At 52.5% G+C, this 15,840-nt stretch carries 18 protein-coding genes and 1 riboswitch; of the genes, 2 read left to right on the top strand and 16 right to left on the bottom strand.

What is annotated here, in order from left to right; all coding sequences use genetic code 11:
* Positions 1-17 precede the first annotated feature (17 nt).
* The 4 genes from A3842_RS23005 to A3842_RS22990 are packed head-to-tail and all read right to left on the bottom strand — an operon-like array spanning position 18 to position 2,776.
* Positions 18-875, bottom strand: a complete 858-nt coding sequence (locus tag A3842_RS23005; protein WP_074102860.1) for an energy-coupling factor ABC transporter ATP-binding protein — start codon at positions 873-875, stop codon at positions 18-20.
* Between the two features lie 50 nt (positions 876-925).
* Positions 926-1,714 carry a cobalt ECF transporter T component CbiQ gene (gene cbiQ, locus A3842_RS23000; protein ID WP_074102859.1) on the bottom strand — a complete coding sequence of 263 codons (789 nt, stop codon included), beginning with the start codon at positions 1,712-1,714 and terminating at the stop codon, positions 926-928.
* Positions 1,707-2,012, bottom strand: a complete 306-nt coding sequence (locus A3842_RS22995) for an energy-coupling factor ABC transporter substrate-binding protein (RefSeq protein ID WP_074084653.1) — start codon at positions 2,010-2,012, stop codon at positions 1,707-1,709. Before A3842_RS22995 ends, cbiQ begins: the two co-directional genes overlap by 8 nt.
* Positions 2,009-2,776: an energy-coupling factor ABC transporter permease gene (locus A3842_RS22990; protein WP_074102858.1), complete on the bottom strand. Its 768-nt coding sequence runs from the start codon at positions 2,774-2,776 to the stop codon at positions 2,009-2,011. Before A3842_RS22990 ends, A3842_RS22995 begins: the two co-directional genes overlap by 4 nt.
* Before the next feature lie 198 nt (positions 2,777-2,974).
* Positions 2,975-3,166, bottom strand: a riboswitch (cobalamin riboswitch).
* Between the two features lie 125 nt (positions 3,167-3,291).
* Here A3842_RS22990 and A3842_RS22985 point away from each other — a divergent pair.
* Positions 3,292-4,230, top strand: coding sequence for an ArsR/SmtB family transcription factor (locus A3842_RS22985; protein ID WP_074102857.1), 939 nt, complete (start codon positions 3,292-3,294; stop codon positions 4,228-4,230).
* Positions 4,231-4,374: 144 nt separating this feature from the next.
* Here A3842_RS22985 and A3842_RS22980 read toward each other — a convergent pair whose 3' ends face one another.
* The 11 genes from A3842_RS22980 to A3842_RS22930 form a co-directional block, all read right to left on the bottom strand.
* Positions 4,375-4,650 carry a DUF6171 family protein gene (locus A3842_RS22980; protein WP_074102856.1) on the bottom strand — a complete coding sequence of 92 codons (276 nt, stop codon included), beginning with the start codon at positions 4,648-4,650 and terminating at the stop codon, positions 4,375-4,377.
* Between the two features lie 13 nt (positions 4,651-4,663).
* A complete protein-coding gene (locus A3842_RS22975) occupies positions 4,664-6,160 on the bottom strand; it encodes an alpha-N-arabinofuranosidase (RefSeq protein WP_074102855.1) in 1,497 nt (498 codons plus the stop codon).
* A gap of 191 nt (positions 6,161-6,351) precedes the next feature.
* Positions 6,352-7,278 (bottom strand): 5'-3' exonuclease, encoded by a 927-nt coding sequence (locus A3842_RS22970; RefSeq protein WP_074102854.1) that lies wholly within the window; start codon positions 7,276-7,278, stop codon positions 6,352-6,354.
* 45 nt (positions 7,279-7,323) lie between these two features.
* Positions 7,324-7,689, bottom strand: coding sequence for an arsenate reductase family protein (locus A3842_RS22965; RefSeq protein WP_074084659.1), 366 nt, complete (start codon positions 7,687-7,689; stop codon positions 7,324-7,326).
* A 108-nt stretch (positions 7,690-7,797) separates the two neighbouring features.
* The gene (locus A3842_RS22960) at positions 7,798-8,850 is read right to left on the bottom strand and encodes an RluA family pseudouridine synthase (RefSeq protein ID WP_074102853.1); all 1,053 of its coding nucleotides are present in this window, start codon (positions 8,848-8,850) and stop codon (positions 7,798-7,800) included.
* Position 8,851: 1 nt separating this feature from the next.
* On the bottom strand, positions 8,852-9,415 hold the full coding sequence (locus A3842_RS22955; RefSeq protein WP_074102852.1) for a cob(I)yrinic acid a,c-diamide adenosyltransferase: 564 nt from the start codon (positions 9,413-9,415) through the stop codon (positions 8,852-8,854).
* Positions 9,416-9,784: 369 nt separating this feature from the next.
* On the bottom strand, positions 9,785-10,042 hold the full coding sequence (locus A3842_RS22950; protein WP_083606739.1) for an aspartyl-phosphate phosphatase Spo0E family protein: 258 nt from the start codon (positions 10,040-10,042) through the stop codon (positions 9,785-9,787).
* Positions 10,043-10,177: 135 nt separating this feature from the next.
* Positions 10,178-11,395, bottom strand: coding sequence for an aminotransferase class I/II-fold pyridoxal phosphate-dependent enzyme (locus tag A3842_RS22945; protein ID WP_074102851.1), 1,218 nt, complete (start codon positions 11,393-11,395; stop codon positions 10,178-10,180).
* Positions 11,396-11,410: 15 nt separating this feature from the next.
* Entirely contained in the window at positions 11,411-11,911 is a 501-nt protein-coding gene (locus A3842_RS22940; protein WP_074084663.1) for an Lrp/AsnC family transcriptional regulator, read from the bottom strand.
* A gap of 173 nt (positions 11,912-12,084) precedes the next feature.
* On the bottom strand, positions 12,085-12,471 hold the full coding sequence (locus A3842_RS22935) for a spore coat protein (protein ID WP_074084664.1): 387 nt from the start codon (positions 12,469-12,471) through the stop codon (positions 12,085-12,087).
* A gap of 45 nt (positions 12,472-12,516) precedes the next feature.
* The gene (locus A3842_RS22930; RefSeq protein WP_054939665.1) at positions 12,517-12,753 is read right to left on the bottom strand and encodes a hypothetical protein; all 237 of its coding nucleotides are present in this window, start codon (positions 12,751-12,753) and stop codon (positions 12,517-12,519) included.
* Between the two features lie 176 nt (positions 12,754-12,929).
* Between A3842_RS22930 and A3842_RS22925 the strand changes: the two genes are divergently transcribed.
* Positions 12,930-14,156: an NAD(P)/FAD-dependent oxidoreductase gene (locus A3842_RS22925; RefSeq protein ID WP_074102850.1), complete on the top strand. Its 1,227-nt coding sequence runs from the start codon at positions 12,930-12,932 to the stop codon at positions 14,154-14,156.
* A 120-nt stretch (positions 14,157-14,276) separates the two neighbouring features.
* On the opposite strand, the gene A3842_RS22920 is transcribed toward A3842_RS22925, so the two are convergent.
* A complete protein-coding gene (locus A3842_RS22920; RefSeq protein ID WP_074084666.1) occupies positions 14,277-15,806 on the bottom strand; it encodes a flavocytochrome c in 1,530 nt (509 codons plus the stop codon).
* Positions 15,807-15,840 lie beyond the last annotated feature (34 nt).

Raw genomic sequence — 15,840 nt, 5'->3', positions numbered from 1 at the left:
AACCGGCTAGCCTGACACTACCCGTCCATCCTTTCACCCAGCAGACTGCCAAGCAGCGCCTTGAAATCCCCGGCATTCCGGGGAGCCGTGACTCCTTGCGTTACGTGCAGGGGCAGGCTGTGCCACAGCTCTGCCAGCAGCGGGAGCTCCAGGCCAATCGCCTGCAGAGTCTCCGGCCCCGCAAAAATATCATCCGGCGTTCCGGCGGCCCGGCAGGAGCCATGATCGAGCACGATGATCCAGTCCGCCCAGCGGTAAGCCAGATTCATATCGTGCGTGGCCATAACCACAGTTGTGCCCTTACGGTGTATACTGTCCAGGCCATCTAGAAGCTGTGCCTCGGACAGCGGGTCCAGGTAAGACGTTGGCTCGTCGAGCAAGATCAGCTCCGGTTCCATCGCTATTACGCCTGCAAGCGCCGTGCGCTTTTTCTGGCCCAGGCTGAGCTGATGGATGGGTTTATCCTTTAGAGCAGTAAGGTTCAATTGCTCCAGAACGGCAGCACAACGTGATTCAATTTCCTTCTCATCCATACCGGTGCCCCGCAGCCCGAAGGAGATATCCTCCATTGGCGTGCTCAAGATCAGCTGCTGCTCAGGGTCCTGAAACACCAGACCGACTCTGCGGCGCAGGGCGGCCAGTTCTTTTTTTGCGTAAGATACAGGCAGCCCCGCCTGCAGCAGCGTACCCTTTTGCGGCCGCAGCAGGCCTACCGCATGGAGAAATAACGTTGATTTACCGGAACCGTTATGTCCAAGCAAGGCTGTTTTACAGCCCTTTGGGACGGCCACGGTCAACCCGCGGAGTGCAGGCTCCATCGTGTCCGGATAATGAAACACAACATCTTCAAAGGCCAAACTGTAATCTATGTTCATGTGGCTCCTCTTCTCCAGGCGGCTTCACTCATGGATCATCATCTTTCGCATCAAGCCCATAGCAGCCACAGTTGTGCAGCCACCAGGAGCGCGATTCCGGCATAGGCTTCAAAGGCAAACCTTCGCGGCACTGTGCGCTTCACATAGGGCGGTAAAAGAATCTCCCCGGTAAATCCCCGGGTTGCCAGCCCCTGCGACAGCCCATAGTACCGGTGCATGGTGTTTGCGAACAGTGAAGCTGCCATACTTGCAGCCTCCTGCAGCTTCGACCAGAAGCCCCTTTGACCGCCGCGCAGGCGCCTGGCCAGAAGCAGTCCATGGGCTGTGTCATCCAGCAGGAACAGGAAGCGGTACATAATCAGCATCAGTTCCAGCACAATCTGCGGCATCCGCAGCCGGCGGAGCACCTGCAGCAGCTCGCCAAACGGTGTCGTCAGTATAATGAACAGGCAGCAGGCCAGGCAGGCTGACACCCGGGCCAGCAGCAGCACAGCCCGCATTCCCCCTGCCGGGGTCATGTACAGAACCCGGGACATGCCTGGAATCTGCAGATGCCAAGAAGCCTCTCCGGCAGCCGGATGGCCGAACTCCACCAGCAATGCCGGCAGGCTGAGGCCGAAGAACAACAACGCTGTGCCGACAAGAAGGCCATAAGCGCGCGGGGGGATTTTGGCGTAGAGAAGACACCACCGTATCATCCAGAGTGCAATAAGCATCTGAAGCGCCGGATGCAGCACATAAGCGAGTATGAACATAACTGCCGCAAAAAGGCTCTTCCACATCGGGGACAGCTGCCTCAGGGCATTGTTGCAGGATAACGCATCCATTCTTCTAATCATTCAGCTTCTGCCGGTTCTGCTGGTTCTGCCGGTCCTGTCTTCCCCTCAAGAGACCCAGCGTATAGCCGATCACTCCTGCACCAAGGGCTGCCTGCAGCGCGAACAGCATGCTCTCCGTCTCACCCGGCAGCTCAGCCAGCGGTTTGAACCAGGGCTTGTATGTGGGATCAATCTCCGTGATTGCACTCTCGGCCGCGTCATCGGCTCCGCCGAAATCCCCGTTCACAAGCAGAAGCGGCAGGACCACCAGCAGAATCACTGCGAGCAGCATCAACAGGTTTCTCCATTTGTTCTTCACCGTTCGCCGCCTCCCCCGGCTGCACGTTTGAGCAGTGACAGCTCCTGCGGACTGTAAGCCTTCAGCCAGTTCCAGAGCAGCACGGTCAAGAGTCCTTCGCTGACTGCCAGCGGAATCTGGGTCACGGCAAATATACCGCCAAATTTAGCAAAGGAAGCCAGCACGCCGCCATCTGCCGACGGAAAAGCCACCGCAAGCTGAAAGGAAGTGACGACATAAGTCATCAGATCCGCTACCGCAGCCGCACAGAACACCGCCAGCTTTTCCCGGCCGTTCAGTTTCATGATCAGCCTATAGGCCGCATAACCGGCAAAAGGTCCGGCCACCGCCATGGAGAAGGCGTTCGCGCCAAGTGTAGTAATTCCGCCGTGCGCCAGCAGCAGTGCCTGGAACAACAGCACAACCGATCCGATCACGCTCATCGGCAGCGGCCCCAGCATCACAGCGCCAAGTCCCGTCCCTGTAGGATGGGAGCTGCTTCCGGTTACCGACGGCATTTTGAGGGCGGACAGCACAAATGTGAAGGCACCCGACAGACCCATCAGCAGCTTCAGCTCGGGATTGTCCCGGGTGATTCGGGTAAGCTTACGGACTCCAAGTAAAAAGAATGGCAGAAAGGCCGCCCACCAGAACAACGCCCAGCCTACCGGTAAAAAACCTTCCATAATGTGCATCGCTTCAGCTGTGCCCGGTTCATTCAGCAACAAATAAACGGCAAATACACAGACCAAAGCTGCAAAACGCCAAAAACTGCGTTTGTGCATTCAAAAACCTCCATCCTTAATTTTCATATGCATGAAACATATACACTCTTACCTTTCAAACCAAAAACTCCCGCCCTGAGGGGGTGGGAGTTATATGTACGTGTTCAGATCACAAAGAGAAGGCTGCTCCGCCGCCAAAACAAGCAGCGCACCCCCATCTGATCATCCGTTCGTACACCGCTCCTATCCGCGTAGAGTCGTGTGTGCGCAAACAAGGTAGGTCTCCTGGCTCGGGATCACAGCATGGCTTTCGTCTTCCCCGGAGCTATCACCGAGTGACCTTTTGAAAGCCGGCTCTTCCTTACAGTGGCGGGACCGCTCGGGAGTTGCACCCGATTCCCTGTTATCCCTTGATATACAATCAAAGGCACCTTGTTTCGTCGCTGATTCATCCTGTACATCATAGCGGACATCGCTCACACATGTCTGTGATAAAAGTGCAGCCGCAGGAAGCTTGTAAGAATGCCACTTGAGTAATATAATTATTAACTATAATCCTGAATCGGAGGCCTTTCATGAAACTTGATCTTACTGAAGAATCCCTGCCGGTGTACGAAGCATTATCCAGCTCTGTACGCCTGCATATGCTCCGTCTGCTCGCCGTTCAGCCCATGAATGTCAAGGAATTAGCCGGATCGGTCAAGCTCAGCAGTGCGATCATGACCATGCATGTGCGTAAGCTGGAAGCCGCCGGGCTGATCCGCACCCATATGGCTCCGGGACGGAGCGGCCTGCAGAAGATCTGCACGATTGCCGTGGACCATGCTGAGATTCTGTTCCCGGGCCAAGACAAAACGGAGCGCAAAAGCCACCGGAATGAGATTCCGGTCGGGCATTATTCGAATTTCCAGATCGAACCGACCTGTGGACTGGCTACGACCGAGCAAGTCATCGGCAGCTTTGACGATCCGCGTTATTTCTGGGATCTGGAGCGGATGAATGCCGGTATTCTCTGGTTTGGCAAAGGGTATGTCGAATATAAAATCCCCAACTTTCTGCTGTCCAGCCAGCAGCCCGAGGAACTGGTTATAACGATGGAGATTGCCTCAGAAGCGCCGTCCATCAATAACAATTGGCCTTCGGACATCACCTTCACCCTGAACGGGCACAAACTTGGCTTTTGGACCAGTCCCGGCGATTACGGAGACAGACAGGGCAAATATACACCCTCCTGGTGGCCTGCACTCACCAATCAATATGGATTGCTCAAGCAGCTGAGGGTTACGCCCAAGGGCACTTTTATGGATGGTCATAAACTGTCTGAGGTTACGCTTGACCAGGTGGGCATTCGCAGCAAACAATGGACGTTCATGCTTTCAGTGGAAGAGGACGCCGAGCATATCGGGGGCCTTACCCTGTTCGGCAAAGGGTTTGGCAATTACAACGAAGACATGCTGGTTGATCTATACTATACAGATATGCCGGATAGCAGTGAGGCGGCTGGATCTGCTTAAGCCCGCTTATACGTGAGTGAACAAAAATAAGAACCCCCGAGTTCCACAGTTTACCAAACTGGTGGAATTCGGGGGTTTTGGGTTCAGTCATATTCATGCGATGCTGTATTCTAGACTGCCTGGCCTGACGACTTCTGTACGCGCCTATTCGTTAACAGGCTGCCATAGACCGCCGCCGGGGAGCGGACAACCGCGCGCTTTCAGCCGGGCCACAACCGGTATGATGCAGCCGCAGGCCGTGCAGGTTACGCCATCCTGCAGTTTGGGGCAGGTCCTGCAGATGGCGACCCGCTCCGTATACACCTGATCTGAAGCGGTGTTGCCTTCATTGAACATGGATGACGCCATTATACGGGCGATCTGTGCTTCTGTTACTTTATAATCGTCCCGGCAGCCTTTGCAGGCAGAGGTTGTGGCCATAACAGTACTCCTTTTATGCGTTCGGTGTAATTTCCAGTACCGTTACCGACATCGCCGGCAGTTCCACAGTAAGCGTATCTCCTTCCAGCTTGAAGGCAGTGAAGAGCTGCGGAGCAACCGCTTCCGGCTCACTGAACGAGTTATGGGCATCGATGGTTGCCCCGGCAAGCGTAGTGCCGGAAATCTGCACCGCTTTACCGGCAAGTCCGCGCAGCTCCAGCGGAAGCACCGCTGCGGATGCATGATTCAGGTTGCACAGGCTTACATGAATGACACCTTCAGCTGTTACCGATGCCGAAGCGGATACTTCCGGAATCTCCTTACCGTCATAGCTGTAAGAACCGCTGTCCAGCGTCAGATCGAGCAGTTCGGCGTCCTGATGCACCTTGTACATATTAAATACATGATAAGTCGGAGTCAGCAGCATTTTCTCGCCTTCGGTAAGAATAACGGCCTGCAGCACGTTAATCGTCTGGGCAATATTCGCCATCCGCACACGGTCGCTGTGCTTGTGGAAAATATTCAGTGTCAATCCGGCAACCAGCGCATCGCGGATCGTGTTCTGCTGATACAGGAAGCCCGGGTTCGTGCCCGGCTCCACATCATACCAGGTACCCCATTCATCTACGATCAGGCCGACTCTTTTCTCAGGATCGTATTTGTCCATAATCACGCTGTGGCGGGATACCAATTCTTCCATGTGCAGCGCCTTTTCCAGTGTTGTGAAATATTCCGAAGTTTCAAAGCCGGTAGCCGCACCCTTATGCTCCCAAGTTGCGCCGGGAACGGTATAGTAATGCAGCGTGATGGAGTCCATAAACTTGGCAGCTTCGCGCATCAACACTTCCATCCAGTGATAATCGTCCGAATTCGGCCCGCAAGCAATCCGGTGAATCTTGTTGTCCCCGTAGTTGCGGACGTAGGTCTGGAACTGCCGGTACAGATCAGCATAAAACTCAGGACGCATATTGCCTCCGCAGCCCCAGTTTTCATTGCCTACACCAAAATACTTGACGGCCCACGCTTCCTCGCGGCCATTCTTCATGCGCAGCTCAGCCATCGGAGACACGCCGTTGAAGGTCAGATACTCTACCCATTCGGACATTTCCTGTACCGTTCCACTGCCTACATTACCGTTGATATAAGGCTCGCACTCCAGCATAGCGCACAGCTCCATAAACTCATGCGTTCCAAAATGGTTGTTCTCCACAGTACCGCCCCAGTGAGTGTTGATCATCCGTTTGCGGCCTTCGCGTGCCCCAATGCCATCCTTCCAGTGATATTCATCGGCAAAACATCCGCCCGGCCAGCGCAGCACTGGCACCTGGATTTCCTTAAGCGCTTTCACCACATCATTGCGGATACCCTTGGTATTCGGAATCGGTGAATCCTCTCCTACCCAGATCCCCTCATAAATACACCGTCCCAAATGCTCGGAAAAATGTCCATAAATGTTCCGGTTAATCGTTCCCTTGCGGATATCCGTGTTAAGCACTGCACGCTGAGCCATTCCAATGCCGCCTCTCTAAGATTAATGTATTTATTAATTATTTAATAAGTATATTAACATTATAATAGCTTTGCTTCACATTCGTCAATAACAAAAAGCGCCCCCCTGCCGCTGGCGGCACAAGAAGCGCTATGTCTACAAATTAACTATTTGGGCAGTGGTTCGTCTTGCTGAATAGATGGAATGGAGTCTTAACCCAGATCCCCCAGCTCGATCTGCACAATGCCCCGTTCATCCTGTACCGTGCCGACTAAATGCATCAGGCTGCCGAACTCCAGCTCCTGAAATTTGCGGGCCGCGTTCTCGCGCTGCAGCTCCCACAGGCATTCTGCAAGTGTACAGACTACCGGCACATCGCAGCGAATTTCGGCCAACTCGCGCGAGAGATGGAGCATATCGAGATCAGCTTCGATTTTGGCGCGCACTCCTTTGGGCAGCAGATGGAGATTCTCGATCACGCCTTCCACGGTACCGTATTCCGTCAGCAACTTCAGTGCTGTCTTCTCCCCGATGCCGCGTACGCCGGGATAATTGTCACTGGTATCGCCCATGAAGCCCTTCAGATCAATCACCTGGGCAGGCGTTAGCCCTCTTTCTTCCAGGAGCTCCGCAGGATCGTACACTTTGTAGTTGGAGCGGCCTTTTTTCATAATCACGACCTTTACGCTGTCACTGACCAGCTGCAGCATATCATGATCTCCTGTCAAAATATAGACCTCGGACTCTCCGCTGTAGCAGGACGCAAGCGTGCCGATGCAATCATCTGCTTCATAGCCCACCAGGCCGATATTCGGCACACCCAGCTCAGCTACCACCTCTTTGACCAGATCGAACTGCGGGATCAGCTCCAGCGGCGCATCAATCCGGTTCGATTTGTAGCCGTCATATTTCTCGGTGCGGAAGGTCCCTTTGCCCATATCCCAGCAGCAGACGACGTGGGAAGGCTCAAACGTGCTAACCGCATCGAAGAAATACTGCAAAAATCCGTACACCGCATTCGTCGGCATTCCAGCCTTAGTCTTGCGGATATATCCTCCATAAGCGGTCGCATAAAAAGCCCGGAACAGCAGAGCCATTCCGTCGACGATCATTACCCGGCCCTTCGTTTCTGAACTCATGTGTAACCTCTCCTTGTATCTTCTTATTTTCAGTTGTAGAAGGAATCAGGCCTTGTTCCATGCAGCAGCGTACTGCTCTTCCTTGTAGCCCACGGTAACGTTAGTGCCGTCAGTGACAATCGGACGTTTGATCAGCATGCCATTGCTGGACAGCAGTTCCAGCTGCTCCGCTTCGCCGAGACTGGGCAGCTTATCCTTCAGTCCAAGATTCTTATACACTTCTCCGCTTGTATTAAAAAACTTCTTCAGTTCCAGCCCGCTGCCCGCCACCAGCACGCGCAGTTCAGCCACAGTGGGCGGCTGCTCGGCTATATGCTGCAGCTCCAGCTCATGGCCGGCTTCCCTAAGCCATTTTACGGCACTGCGGCAGGTGCTGCATTTAGGATATTGATAGACTTTTAAGTGACTCATCAGCTGCTCCTTCGGTGTACATTGAAAATTTCAAACCTTTTCCCGTATAGCTCGCTTGAGGTGAAATCAAAGGCACTTTTACCTCTCATTTCCCCACAGAGCCGTTGGCTACTCCCCGGCCGCATCCCGCTGCAGTCTCTCCTGCAGCAGCGCCAGATCGGGTGGCAGCGGTGCTTCAAAAACCAGCTCCGTGCGCAGCACAGGATGCTGGAAGGACAGCCGAACCGCGTGCAACGCCTGGCGCGGAATGGAGGCGTCCAGCTCCATTATACGTTTCAATTGCGCGCGCTCTGAACCATCCAGCTCCACTACGCGCTCCGGTTGCGCTTGCTCCTCCGCAATCTGCGCCTGAGGCACCCCGGCGGGCACTCCCGCCTTGGCGTATAGCGGGTGACGGTACATGCCGTCACCGATCAGCGGGCAGCCGATGGAGCCCATATGCACCCGGATCTGGTGGGTGCGGCCGCTCTCCAGCTTCAGCTCGACCTTGGCCGCGCCGGGGTACATCTCCTTGACCTCGTAGCGGGTCAAAGAGGGATAACCCTCCGGCGTTACGATCCGCCGGTGCGGCTCCGCCGGGTCGCGGTCGATCGGGCCGTCGATATCGCCGCTTGGCGCAGCAGGAACACCATGCACCCAGGCGTTGTAGCGCTTGTCCACCGTTCCGGCAATCATCTGCTCGGAAATATGCTGGTGGCTGTATGGATTCTTGGCAATGACTAGCACACCCGACGTCTCCTGATCCAGCCGGTGAACGGGACGAAATCGGAATTGCTCGCTCTTTTGCGCCCAATAGTAGACGACTCCATTCGCAAGCGTATCGGTATAATGCCCGTGGGTAGGATGCACAATGATTCCCGCCGCCTTGTTGACGACCAGCAGATGCTCATCCTCATACAGGATCTCAAAAGGAATCGGCTGCGGCAAAATATCCTCCGAAGTCTCCTGTTCCATGCGGATCTCCACAGTATCGCCAGCGGCTACCTTCACGCTGATATAGACCCGTTCCCCGTTCAGCATAATGCCCTGGTCCGTCATTTTGAGCCGGGACAGCAGCTTGCGGGAGACATCCATCCGATTCTGCAGAATGGTCTTAAGCAGCCAGCCGTCCTCAGACGGCGGCACTTGATATGAAATGGGTGAATAATAGCTCGTTGTCATGTTAATTGCGGAACACCTTTTTGCTGCGCACATACTCTACGTCTGAAATCCCGAGCCGTGTATTGGCCGTGCGGGCCAGCGCAAAAAAGTAATCCGACAGCCGGTTCAGATAGATTACTGCCTCCGGGTTGATATCCGCACTCCGTCCCAAGGTAACTGCGCGGCGCTCCGCGCGGCGGCATACCGTACGGCAGACATGCAGCACAGATGACAACTGGCTTCCTCCCGGCAGGATGAAGCGCTCCAGCACCGGATTTTCTGCCTGCAGTGCATCAATCCAGCCTTCAAGACGCTCAGCCATCTCACTTTTCACCTTATATTTGTTCTCACTAAGCTTCACAAAAGCCAAATCCGAGCCGCAGTCGAACAGCTCATGCTGAATCTCCAGCAGCTGCTCCCGCACATCTGTGAACTTCTCGTCCTCCATCAGACTGCGCGCCTGGCCGACAAAGCTGTTCAGCTCGTCAATCGTTCCGTAGGCCTCAACGCGTACATCGTCCTTGCCTACGCGGCCGCCAATGACTGATGTTTCCCCTTTGTCCCCCGTACGTGTATAGATCGCCATTCTTTGTCCCTCCTGCCTCTAAAGTCACATATTCTTAGTTTAAACGCTCCTATGTAGATAAGGCAAACAAAGTTCGGCATTTCTGACATGTAAATAACTCCCTGAACCAGGGTTATCCATTGAATGTTCTGCTACACTTACGGTTTTCTAAGCTTGCATCATGATCCTCATCCTCTTTCCTGTACAGCACAGTCAGTAGCGTGTGCACATTCGTATGAAATCATTGTATGCCTAAAGCCTGACCCCGACATCGGAATGACGCCGCTCCTGCCCTCCGTCTACGGACGTGGAAGAATATCACCGTCTGTGCCAGTCTAACCTCAACAAAAAAGGGACCCGGAGGTCCCCAGTCAAAGAACATTCGCAGCTTCAGCGTCTGCGGAAATGCCCTCTCATGTATTCATTAATTTTCAGGTCCAGCAGGCTGCTGATTTCGATCACATTAGCCGAAGTGAACGAATTCTCCTGTGCAAAAAGCTGTTCCATTCTGCTGCGGAGAATACGGATTTCATCTTCCAAAGAGAGTCTGTGTGCGTTAACATCACCCTTGGGGGGCCTTTTCCCGCTTCCGGTCAAACATTCCCCGCCATAGGAAGGCAAGTAATAATCGGCGCTGAGCACAATCATCCCTCCTAAATGTATGATTCAGAAAAGAAAATCCATGTAAGTACTAACACAGGTGTTTCTTGTCCTCAGAGTAAAATAATACCATACAATAAAGAGATCCGCTATAGTCCGATTATCTTCATCTTTGTTGCCTCATTACAGATGTTCACGTTCCAGTTGTGAGACAAATGCCCCTATCCGTTCTACAGCCTCGTTCAGCTGGGAGACAGAAGTGGCGTAGGAGCAGCGGAGATACCCTTCGCCCCCAAGTCCAAAGACGCTGCCGGGAACCGCGGCTACCTTATACTCCAGCAGCAGCCGCTGGGCAAATTCGTCGGAAGTGAGTCCAGTGCGGCGTATGCTCGGAAATGCGTAAAATGCGCCTTGCGGCTCATGGCATTCCAGTCCGGCATCACGCAAGCCCTTGACAATCAGGCGGCGGCGCTGGTTATAGGAGTCGGTCATCCGGTCCTTCTCTTCCATACCATTGGTTAATGCCTCCAGCGCAGCCACCTGACCCATGGAAGGCGCACACATGACGGTGTATTGATGGATCTTCAGCATCGCGGAGATTAAGTCCGGATGTCCGCAAGCATAGCCCATTCGCCAGCCGGTCATAGCAAATGCCTTGGAGAAGCCGCTAACCAGAATCGTCCGGTCAATCATCCCCGGCAGCGAAGCGAAGCTGACATGATTGCTGCCGTAAGTGAGTTCCGCATAGATTTCATCGGAGATCACGATGAGATCATGCTTTTCCACAACTTTGGCAATCGGCTCCCAGTCCTCGCGGCTCATAATCGCACCCGTCGGGTTGCTGGGATAACAGAGAATCAGAATTTTGGAGCGCGGGGTAATCTTGGCTTCCAGCCCCTCTGCGGTAAGCTTGAAGTTGTTCTCCCCGAACGTTTCAATGCCGACAGGAATCCCGCCGCCAATCGCGGTAATCGGAGAATAGGAAATATAACAAGGCTCAGGAATAAGAATCTCATCTCCGGGCGAGATCAAGGCGCGCAGGGCCAGATCAATGGCTTCACTGCCGCCCACTGTGGCGATAATCTGATTGGCCGGATTATAATCAACGGCGAAGCGGTTGTGCAAATACTCGGCGATGCCTTCCCGAAGCTCCGGCATACCCGCGTTCGAGGTATAGCCCGTAAAACCTCTCTCCAGCGAATATACGCATGCTTCTCTAACATGCCATGGCGTCTTAAAGTCCGGCTCCCCGACCCCAAGTGAAATAATATCTTTGCTGCCTGCCGCCAGATCAAAAAACTTGCGGATGCCCGAAGGCTGAATCTGCTGGACCAGCGGCGCCAAATAGGAACTCATTGATTTGCCTGTATCTCCGGTATGCTGACTGTTATTCGTGATCATAGATGATTACTTCCTTTACGGAGATATCATGAGACGGTTGTCTTCCTCATGCTCTTCAAAGATGATACCGTCCTGTTTGTATTTTTTGAGCGTGAAATTCGTTTTGGTCGAGAGCACCGCATCAATTGGGGACAGCTTCTCAGATACGAAATTGGCGACCTCCCGCAGATTCCGGCCTTCCACTTCTACTAAGAGATCATAGGCTCCCGACATGAGGTAGACCGATTTCACCTGGGGATACAGATATATCCGTTCAGCAATTCCCTCGAAGCCCCGGCCCCGTTCCGGGGTGATCTGGACTTCAATCAGCGCTGTGACCCGTTCATCGTCCACCTTATCCCAGTTCACAACAGTGGCATATTTAACAATGACATGGTCTTTCTCCATTTGCTCAATCACTTGTTTGACGTCGTCTTCTTCCGCTCCCAGCAGCGTTGCCATCAGTGCTGTAGAGCTCCGCGCGTCCTCCTTGAGCAGTTCCAGCACTTTCCTCTTCAGTTCATTCATTTCCTTCATGCCTTCCCTCCTGCGAAAAGAGTTTAATACTAATATGACATGAAAATGGCACTTCTGCAAACAAAATAACCCCGCAGGAGCGGGGTTAACGGATTGCATGATCTGGAGAAGCTTATTCTCCCCGAGATGCAGGAAAGAGATAGCTTTGCTGCGTCGGGTAGGGGATAGCAGGGTTACATATAGTAGGAACTTTGCACGTTAGGCTGATGCTGCGATACATTAGGTGCCTGTCTGTAATCGCCAGTCCCATTTAATTTTTGCTGTACAAAATGTTGGCTTTTTTGCTGGATCTGCTGTGCGCTTTGGATCTGCTTGTCCACGGCTTGGCGAAGGGCTTTGTCCGGTGCTTGATAGAATCCCATCTGAGACATCTGGTTATACAAATCCCCTTGAATACGAAGCGTATCCATGGTCAGGTCATTGAAGACCCGGCGCACGGTTTGACAATTCGATTCTGTAGCCGCTGTCGTATATTCGCGTACGGTCCGTTTCAGGTCATCCAGAATCATAGTTAACAGATCTTCATCCGCCATAAATTGAGCTCCGTTTTGTGCGTACACTTAATAACCTCCTTGAATAATTTTAGATTTCATGCTTAAAAGCACTTATTGCTGCGGTTGTGAGGGCGCATATTGCTGGTGCTGCTGCAGAAGCTGAATCAGCATTCCCATGTGATGGGTATGGCTCTGGATTTGCTGGTTGCAAATCTGGTTCACCGTCGAGTTCTGAGTACTGCCGGCGGTTGCGGCCAGCTGCTTAATCAGCAGATCCTCATTGGAGATGGAGTCCGCAATATATTCCAGTTCTTTTCCGCTAAGTGCCTGCATTTGCGTAGATTGCATGTTCTTGTATCCCTCCTTCTATATGGTTCAAGCCGTATTAGTATGCTGCGGATAGAAACTAAATATGTGCCAAAAAGCACAGCTCCCTACACGTAAAGAAGACCTCAATGATGTATGAGAGCCTGAACAGCGACCAATAATACCTTATCGGAATCTCATAAAGGGGAGATCAACAGATGGAATTACTCAGCGGGAAGACGCCCTGGGAGAGAACTTTGCCCCATTTTCCTGTATATCCTGTGCTGGATGGGAATATCACATGCGATTGTCTGATCGTAGGCGGGGGAATGGGAGGGGCAATGGCTTCATACCGTTTGTCCAGAAGCGGAGCGAGTACTGTATTGATTGATAAAAGGGCTGTAGGTCACGGCAGCACGCACGCCAATACAGGCTTGCTGCAGGTGGCAAATGACAAATCACTTACCTCCTGCATAAATACTTTTGGAGCAGAGGAAGGCTTATTATTCTACAAGTTATGCCGGGAAGCTGTCGGTAAAATCCTGGAACTCCCGGGCAAGCTGGATATTGATCCGCACATTATTCCCAGAAGCAGCCTGTTATATGCCAGCTTCCCGGAGGATGTTGCTCCATTAAGGCTGGAGTATGAAAATCTGGCGGCACATGGTTTCGACGCAGAATTCTGGGAGGAAGACAAGATTAAGGCACATTACTCTTTTTCCAAGCCTGCGGCACTCTACTCCAAAGGCGATGCGGATACCAATCCATTCCGTATGCTTCACAGCCTGATTCATAAGGCCCACGCAAGTGGTGTCCGGGTATACGAACATACGAAGGCCCGCCATTGGGAGTTCGGTACAGACGGGGTCACCTGCTACACAGAGCAAGGCCGGATTTCCGCCAAAAAAGTTATTTTTGCGATGGGTTATGAAACTCAGGAGATGAAAAAAGACCGGGGAGCCGAGCTGATTAACACTTACGCGATCATGACCCGGCCCTTGAAGAAATTCCCCAAATGGCATGAGCAGAGCATGATCTGGGAAACGGCCCGGCCTTATTTGTATTTCCGCACGACTATTGATGGACGCATCATTGCAGGAGGCAAGGACGAACAGTTAACGGGTCCCTTGGAGAGGGAAACCAGAGTGTTGTCCCAGAGCCAGAGGCTGCTTGAAGAGCTTGAAGCACTTTTTCCGGAGATCAAAGGAGTAGAAGCGGAGTTCTCATGGGGTGGTGTATTCGGAACCTCACGTGACGGGCTGCCTTTTATTGGTCCTCATCCAGAGTACCCCCATTGTTACTTCATCGAAGGATACGGGGGGAATGGAACGGTCTATAGCATGATCGCTGCAGAACTGCTGTCCGACACCCTGGCAGGAACAGCCCGGCCGGAGCTTGAACTATTTTCTCTCACCCGGACAACCAAACCTTCTCCGGTATCCTAAGGGACTGTTCCTTGCGTTCCGTTCGCGGGCGTCCAACCATAATCCAGCTCACCAAAAAGGCCGTCCCAGGCAGCCATTTCGCGGCTTCCGGGACGACCCTCCAGGTAAAAAACTGATCTGCTATTGTGCTTGTACGAATTCAGCCGACTTAATTCCTGCTTGACGTCCGAAAATAATAATTTCTGCTACAGAGTTGCCGCCGATCCGGTTTTGACCGTGCAGTCCGCCCACCACTTCACCAGCCGCGAACAGACCTGTGATTGGTTGACCTTCTTTATTAAGCACTTCTGTGTTCGTATTAATCTTCACACCGCCCATGGTGTAGTGGATCCCAGGGCCAATTTTGATTGCGTAGAATGGCGCACCGGACAGGTCGTGATCCATACCGGTAGTTCTGCCGAATTCGGCATCCTTTTTATTCTTCACCGCAGTGTTCCATGTGTCTACGGTTGTCTTCAGCTGATCTGCAGGAACACCCATTTCTTTAGCCAAGGCTTCGATGGAATCACCCTTAAGAACAAATCCCATTTTATCATACTGTTCAATCGCTTTGACACGGGATCTGACACCGGAATCAAAGACAAGGATCGCAGCCTTTTCAGGAAGCTTATTAATGGCTGCGGTGACATGATCCCGGGTATCCATTTCGTTAACAAACCGTTTGCCTTCACTGGAGACGAGCAGAGCGCCTTCCCCGCGAACGGCTTCCCCGATCAGATAGGATTTCTCCTGCTGTACTGTCGGGTGAACCTGGATTTGATCCATATCGACGGTTGTACCGCCGAGTTTCTCAATCATCTTAATCCCGTCGCCGGTGCTGCCGATCTGGTTGGTTGTTACCAACCCTTCCAAATCCGGTCTAACCTCTGCAATCATTTCTTTATTGGCTCCAAAACCGCCGGTTGTCACAATCACAGCAGAACCTGTTATTGTTTTTTCATCGGCCTGGTTAAAGAGAACCTTGACTCCATTAACCTTACCGTCTTTTTCGGTAATTTCCTTAACATCAGCATTCACGAACAATGGAATGCCTTTTTCTTGTACGTTTTTCACCAAACCTTTGACCAGGTATTGCCCTACTGCCGAACCGTCTTCAGGACGGTGTGTGCGCTTTTCCTTCATACCACCGGTAATTGTGATGTTGTTCAAACGGATTCCAATGGAATCCAGCCAGTCGATCGCACTCGCGGAATTGTCAACGAAGAAACGAAGCATCTCTTTGTCATTGGTACCATGACCGCCCTTTAGGGTCTCTTCATAAAATAAATCATTGCTGTCTTCAATGCCTTGCTCTTTCTGGAACTTCGTCTGCGAAGCATTCATTCCGGAAGAGGATTTGGACGTATTGCCGCCAGCTACCGGCATCTTTTCAAGGATAACCGGATTCAGGCCTTTAGCCTTGGCCTCAAGCGCTGCCGACATGCCGGCACCACCCGCACCCACAATAATGATATCGTATTTATCTTTTAATTGATCGTACGGAGTATAACTTGCTTCAGATGCCCCTGAAACTGCTTCTGTTTCTTTTTTGGTCTCAGTGTTCTTACTCTTGCTCTCAGCGTTGTTGCTGTTGCCGTTGTTGCCGCATCCCGCGATCACCAGCATAACAGAAAGAATGAGAATAAGAGCAGCGGCTGCTTTCTTTTTCATGTTGAATCTTGCCCCCTTGTGCATATTTTCACAA

Source organism: Paenibacillus sp. P3E (assembly GCF_001909045.1).
GTDB classification, from domain to species: domain Bacteria; phylum Bacillota; class Bacilli; order Paenibacillales; family Paenibacillaceae; genus Paenibacillus_AQ; species Paenibacillus_AQ helianthi.
The sequence above is the reverse complement of the archived record's forward strand: the minus strand, read 5'-3'. Positions and strand labels throughout refer to the sequence as shown.

What these genes read in the sequence shown, in the direction of transcription:
- A3842_RS22940 (WP_074084663.1), bottom strand. Translation starts at nt 11,911, where the DNA reads ATGAAGGAAATGAATGAACTGAAGAGGAAAGTGCTGGAACTGCTCAAG.
- cbiQ (WP_074102859.1), bottom strand. Translation starts at nt 1,714, where the DNA reads ATGATTAGAAGAATGGATGCGTTATCCTGCAACAATGCCCTGAGGCAG.
- A3842_RS22965 (WP_074084659.1), bottom strand. Translation starts at nt 7,689, where the DNA reads ATGAGTCACTTAAAAGTCTATCAATATCCTAAATGCAGCACCTGCCGC.
- A3842_RS22960 (WP_074102853.1), bottom strand. Translation starts at nt 8,850, where the DNA reads ATGACAACGAGCTATTATTCACCCATTTCATATCAAGTGCCGCCGTCT.
- A3842_RS22950 (WP_083606739.1), bottom strand. Translation starts at nt 10,042, where the DNA reads ATGATTGTGCTCAGCGCCGATTATTACTTGCCTTCCTATGGCGGGGAA.
- A3842_RS22955 (WP_074102852.1), bottom strand. Translation starts at nt 9,415, where the DNA reads ATGGCGATCTATACACGTACGGGGGACAAAGGGGAAACATCAGTCATT.
- A3842_RS22970 (WP_074102854.1), bottom strand. Translation starts at nt 7,278, where the DNA reads ATGAGTTCAGAAACGAAGGGCCGGGTAATGATCGTCGACGGAATGGCT.
- A3842_RS22920 (WP_074084666.1), bottom strand. Translation starts at nt 15,806, where the DNA reads ATGAAAAAGAAAGCAGCCGCTGCTCTTATTCTCATTCTTTCTGTTATG.
- A3842_RS22975 (WP_074102855.1), bottom strand. Translation starts at nt 6,160, where the DNA reads ATGGCTCAGCGTGCAGTGCTTAACACGGATATCCGCAAGGGAACGATT.
- A3842_RS23005 (WP_074102860.1), bottom strand. Translation starts at nt 875, where the DNA reads ATGAACATAGATTACAGTTTGGCCTTTGAAGATGTTGTGTTTCATTAT.
- A3842_RS22990 (WP_074102858.1), bottom strand. Translation starts at nt 2,776, where the DNA reads ATGCACAAACGCAGTTTTTGGCGTTTTGCAGCTTTGGTCTGTGTATTT.
- A3842_RS22985 (WP_074102857.1), top strand. Translation starts at nt 3,292, where the DNA reads ATGAAACTTGATCTTACTGAAGAATCCCTGCCGGTGTACGAAGCATTA.
- A3842_RS22980 (WP_074102856.1), bottom strand. Translation starts at nt 4,650, where the DNA reads ATGGCCACAACCTCTGCCTGCAAAGGCTGCCGGGACGATTATAAAGTA.
- A3842_RS22930 (WP_054939665.1), bottom strand. Translation starts at nt 12,753, where the DNA reads ATGCAATCTACGCAAATGCAGGCACTTAGCGGAAAAGAACTGGAATAT.
- A3842_RS22925 (WP_074102850.1), top strand. Translation starts at nt 12,930, where the DNA reads ATGGAATTACTCAGCGGGAAGACGCCCTGGGAGAGAACTTTGCCCCAT.
- A3842_RS22945 (WP_074102851.1), bottom strand. Translation starts at nt 11,395, where the DNA reads ATGATCACGAATAACAGTCAGCATACCGGAGATACAGGCAAATCAATG.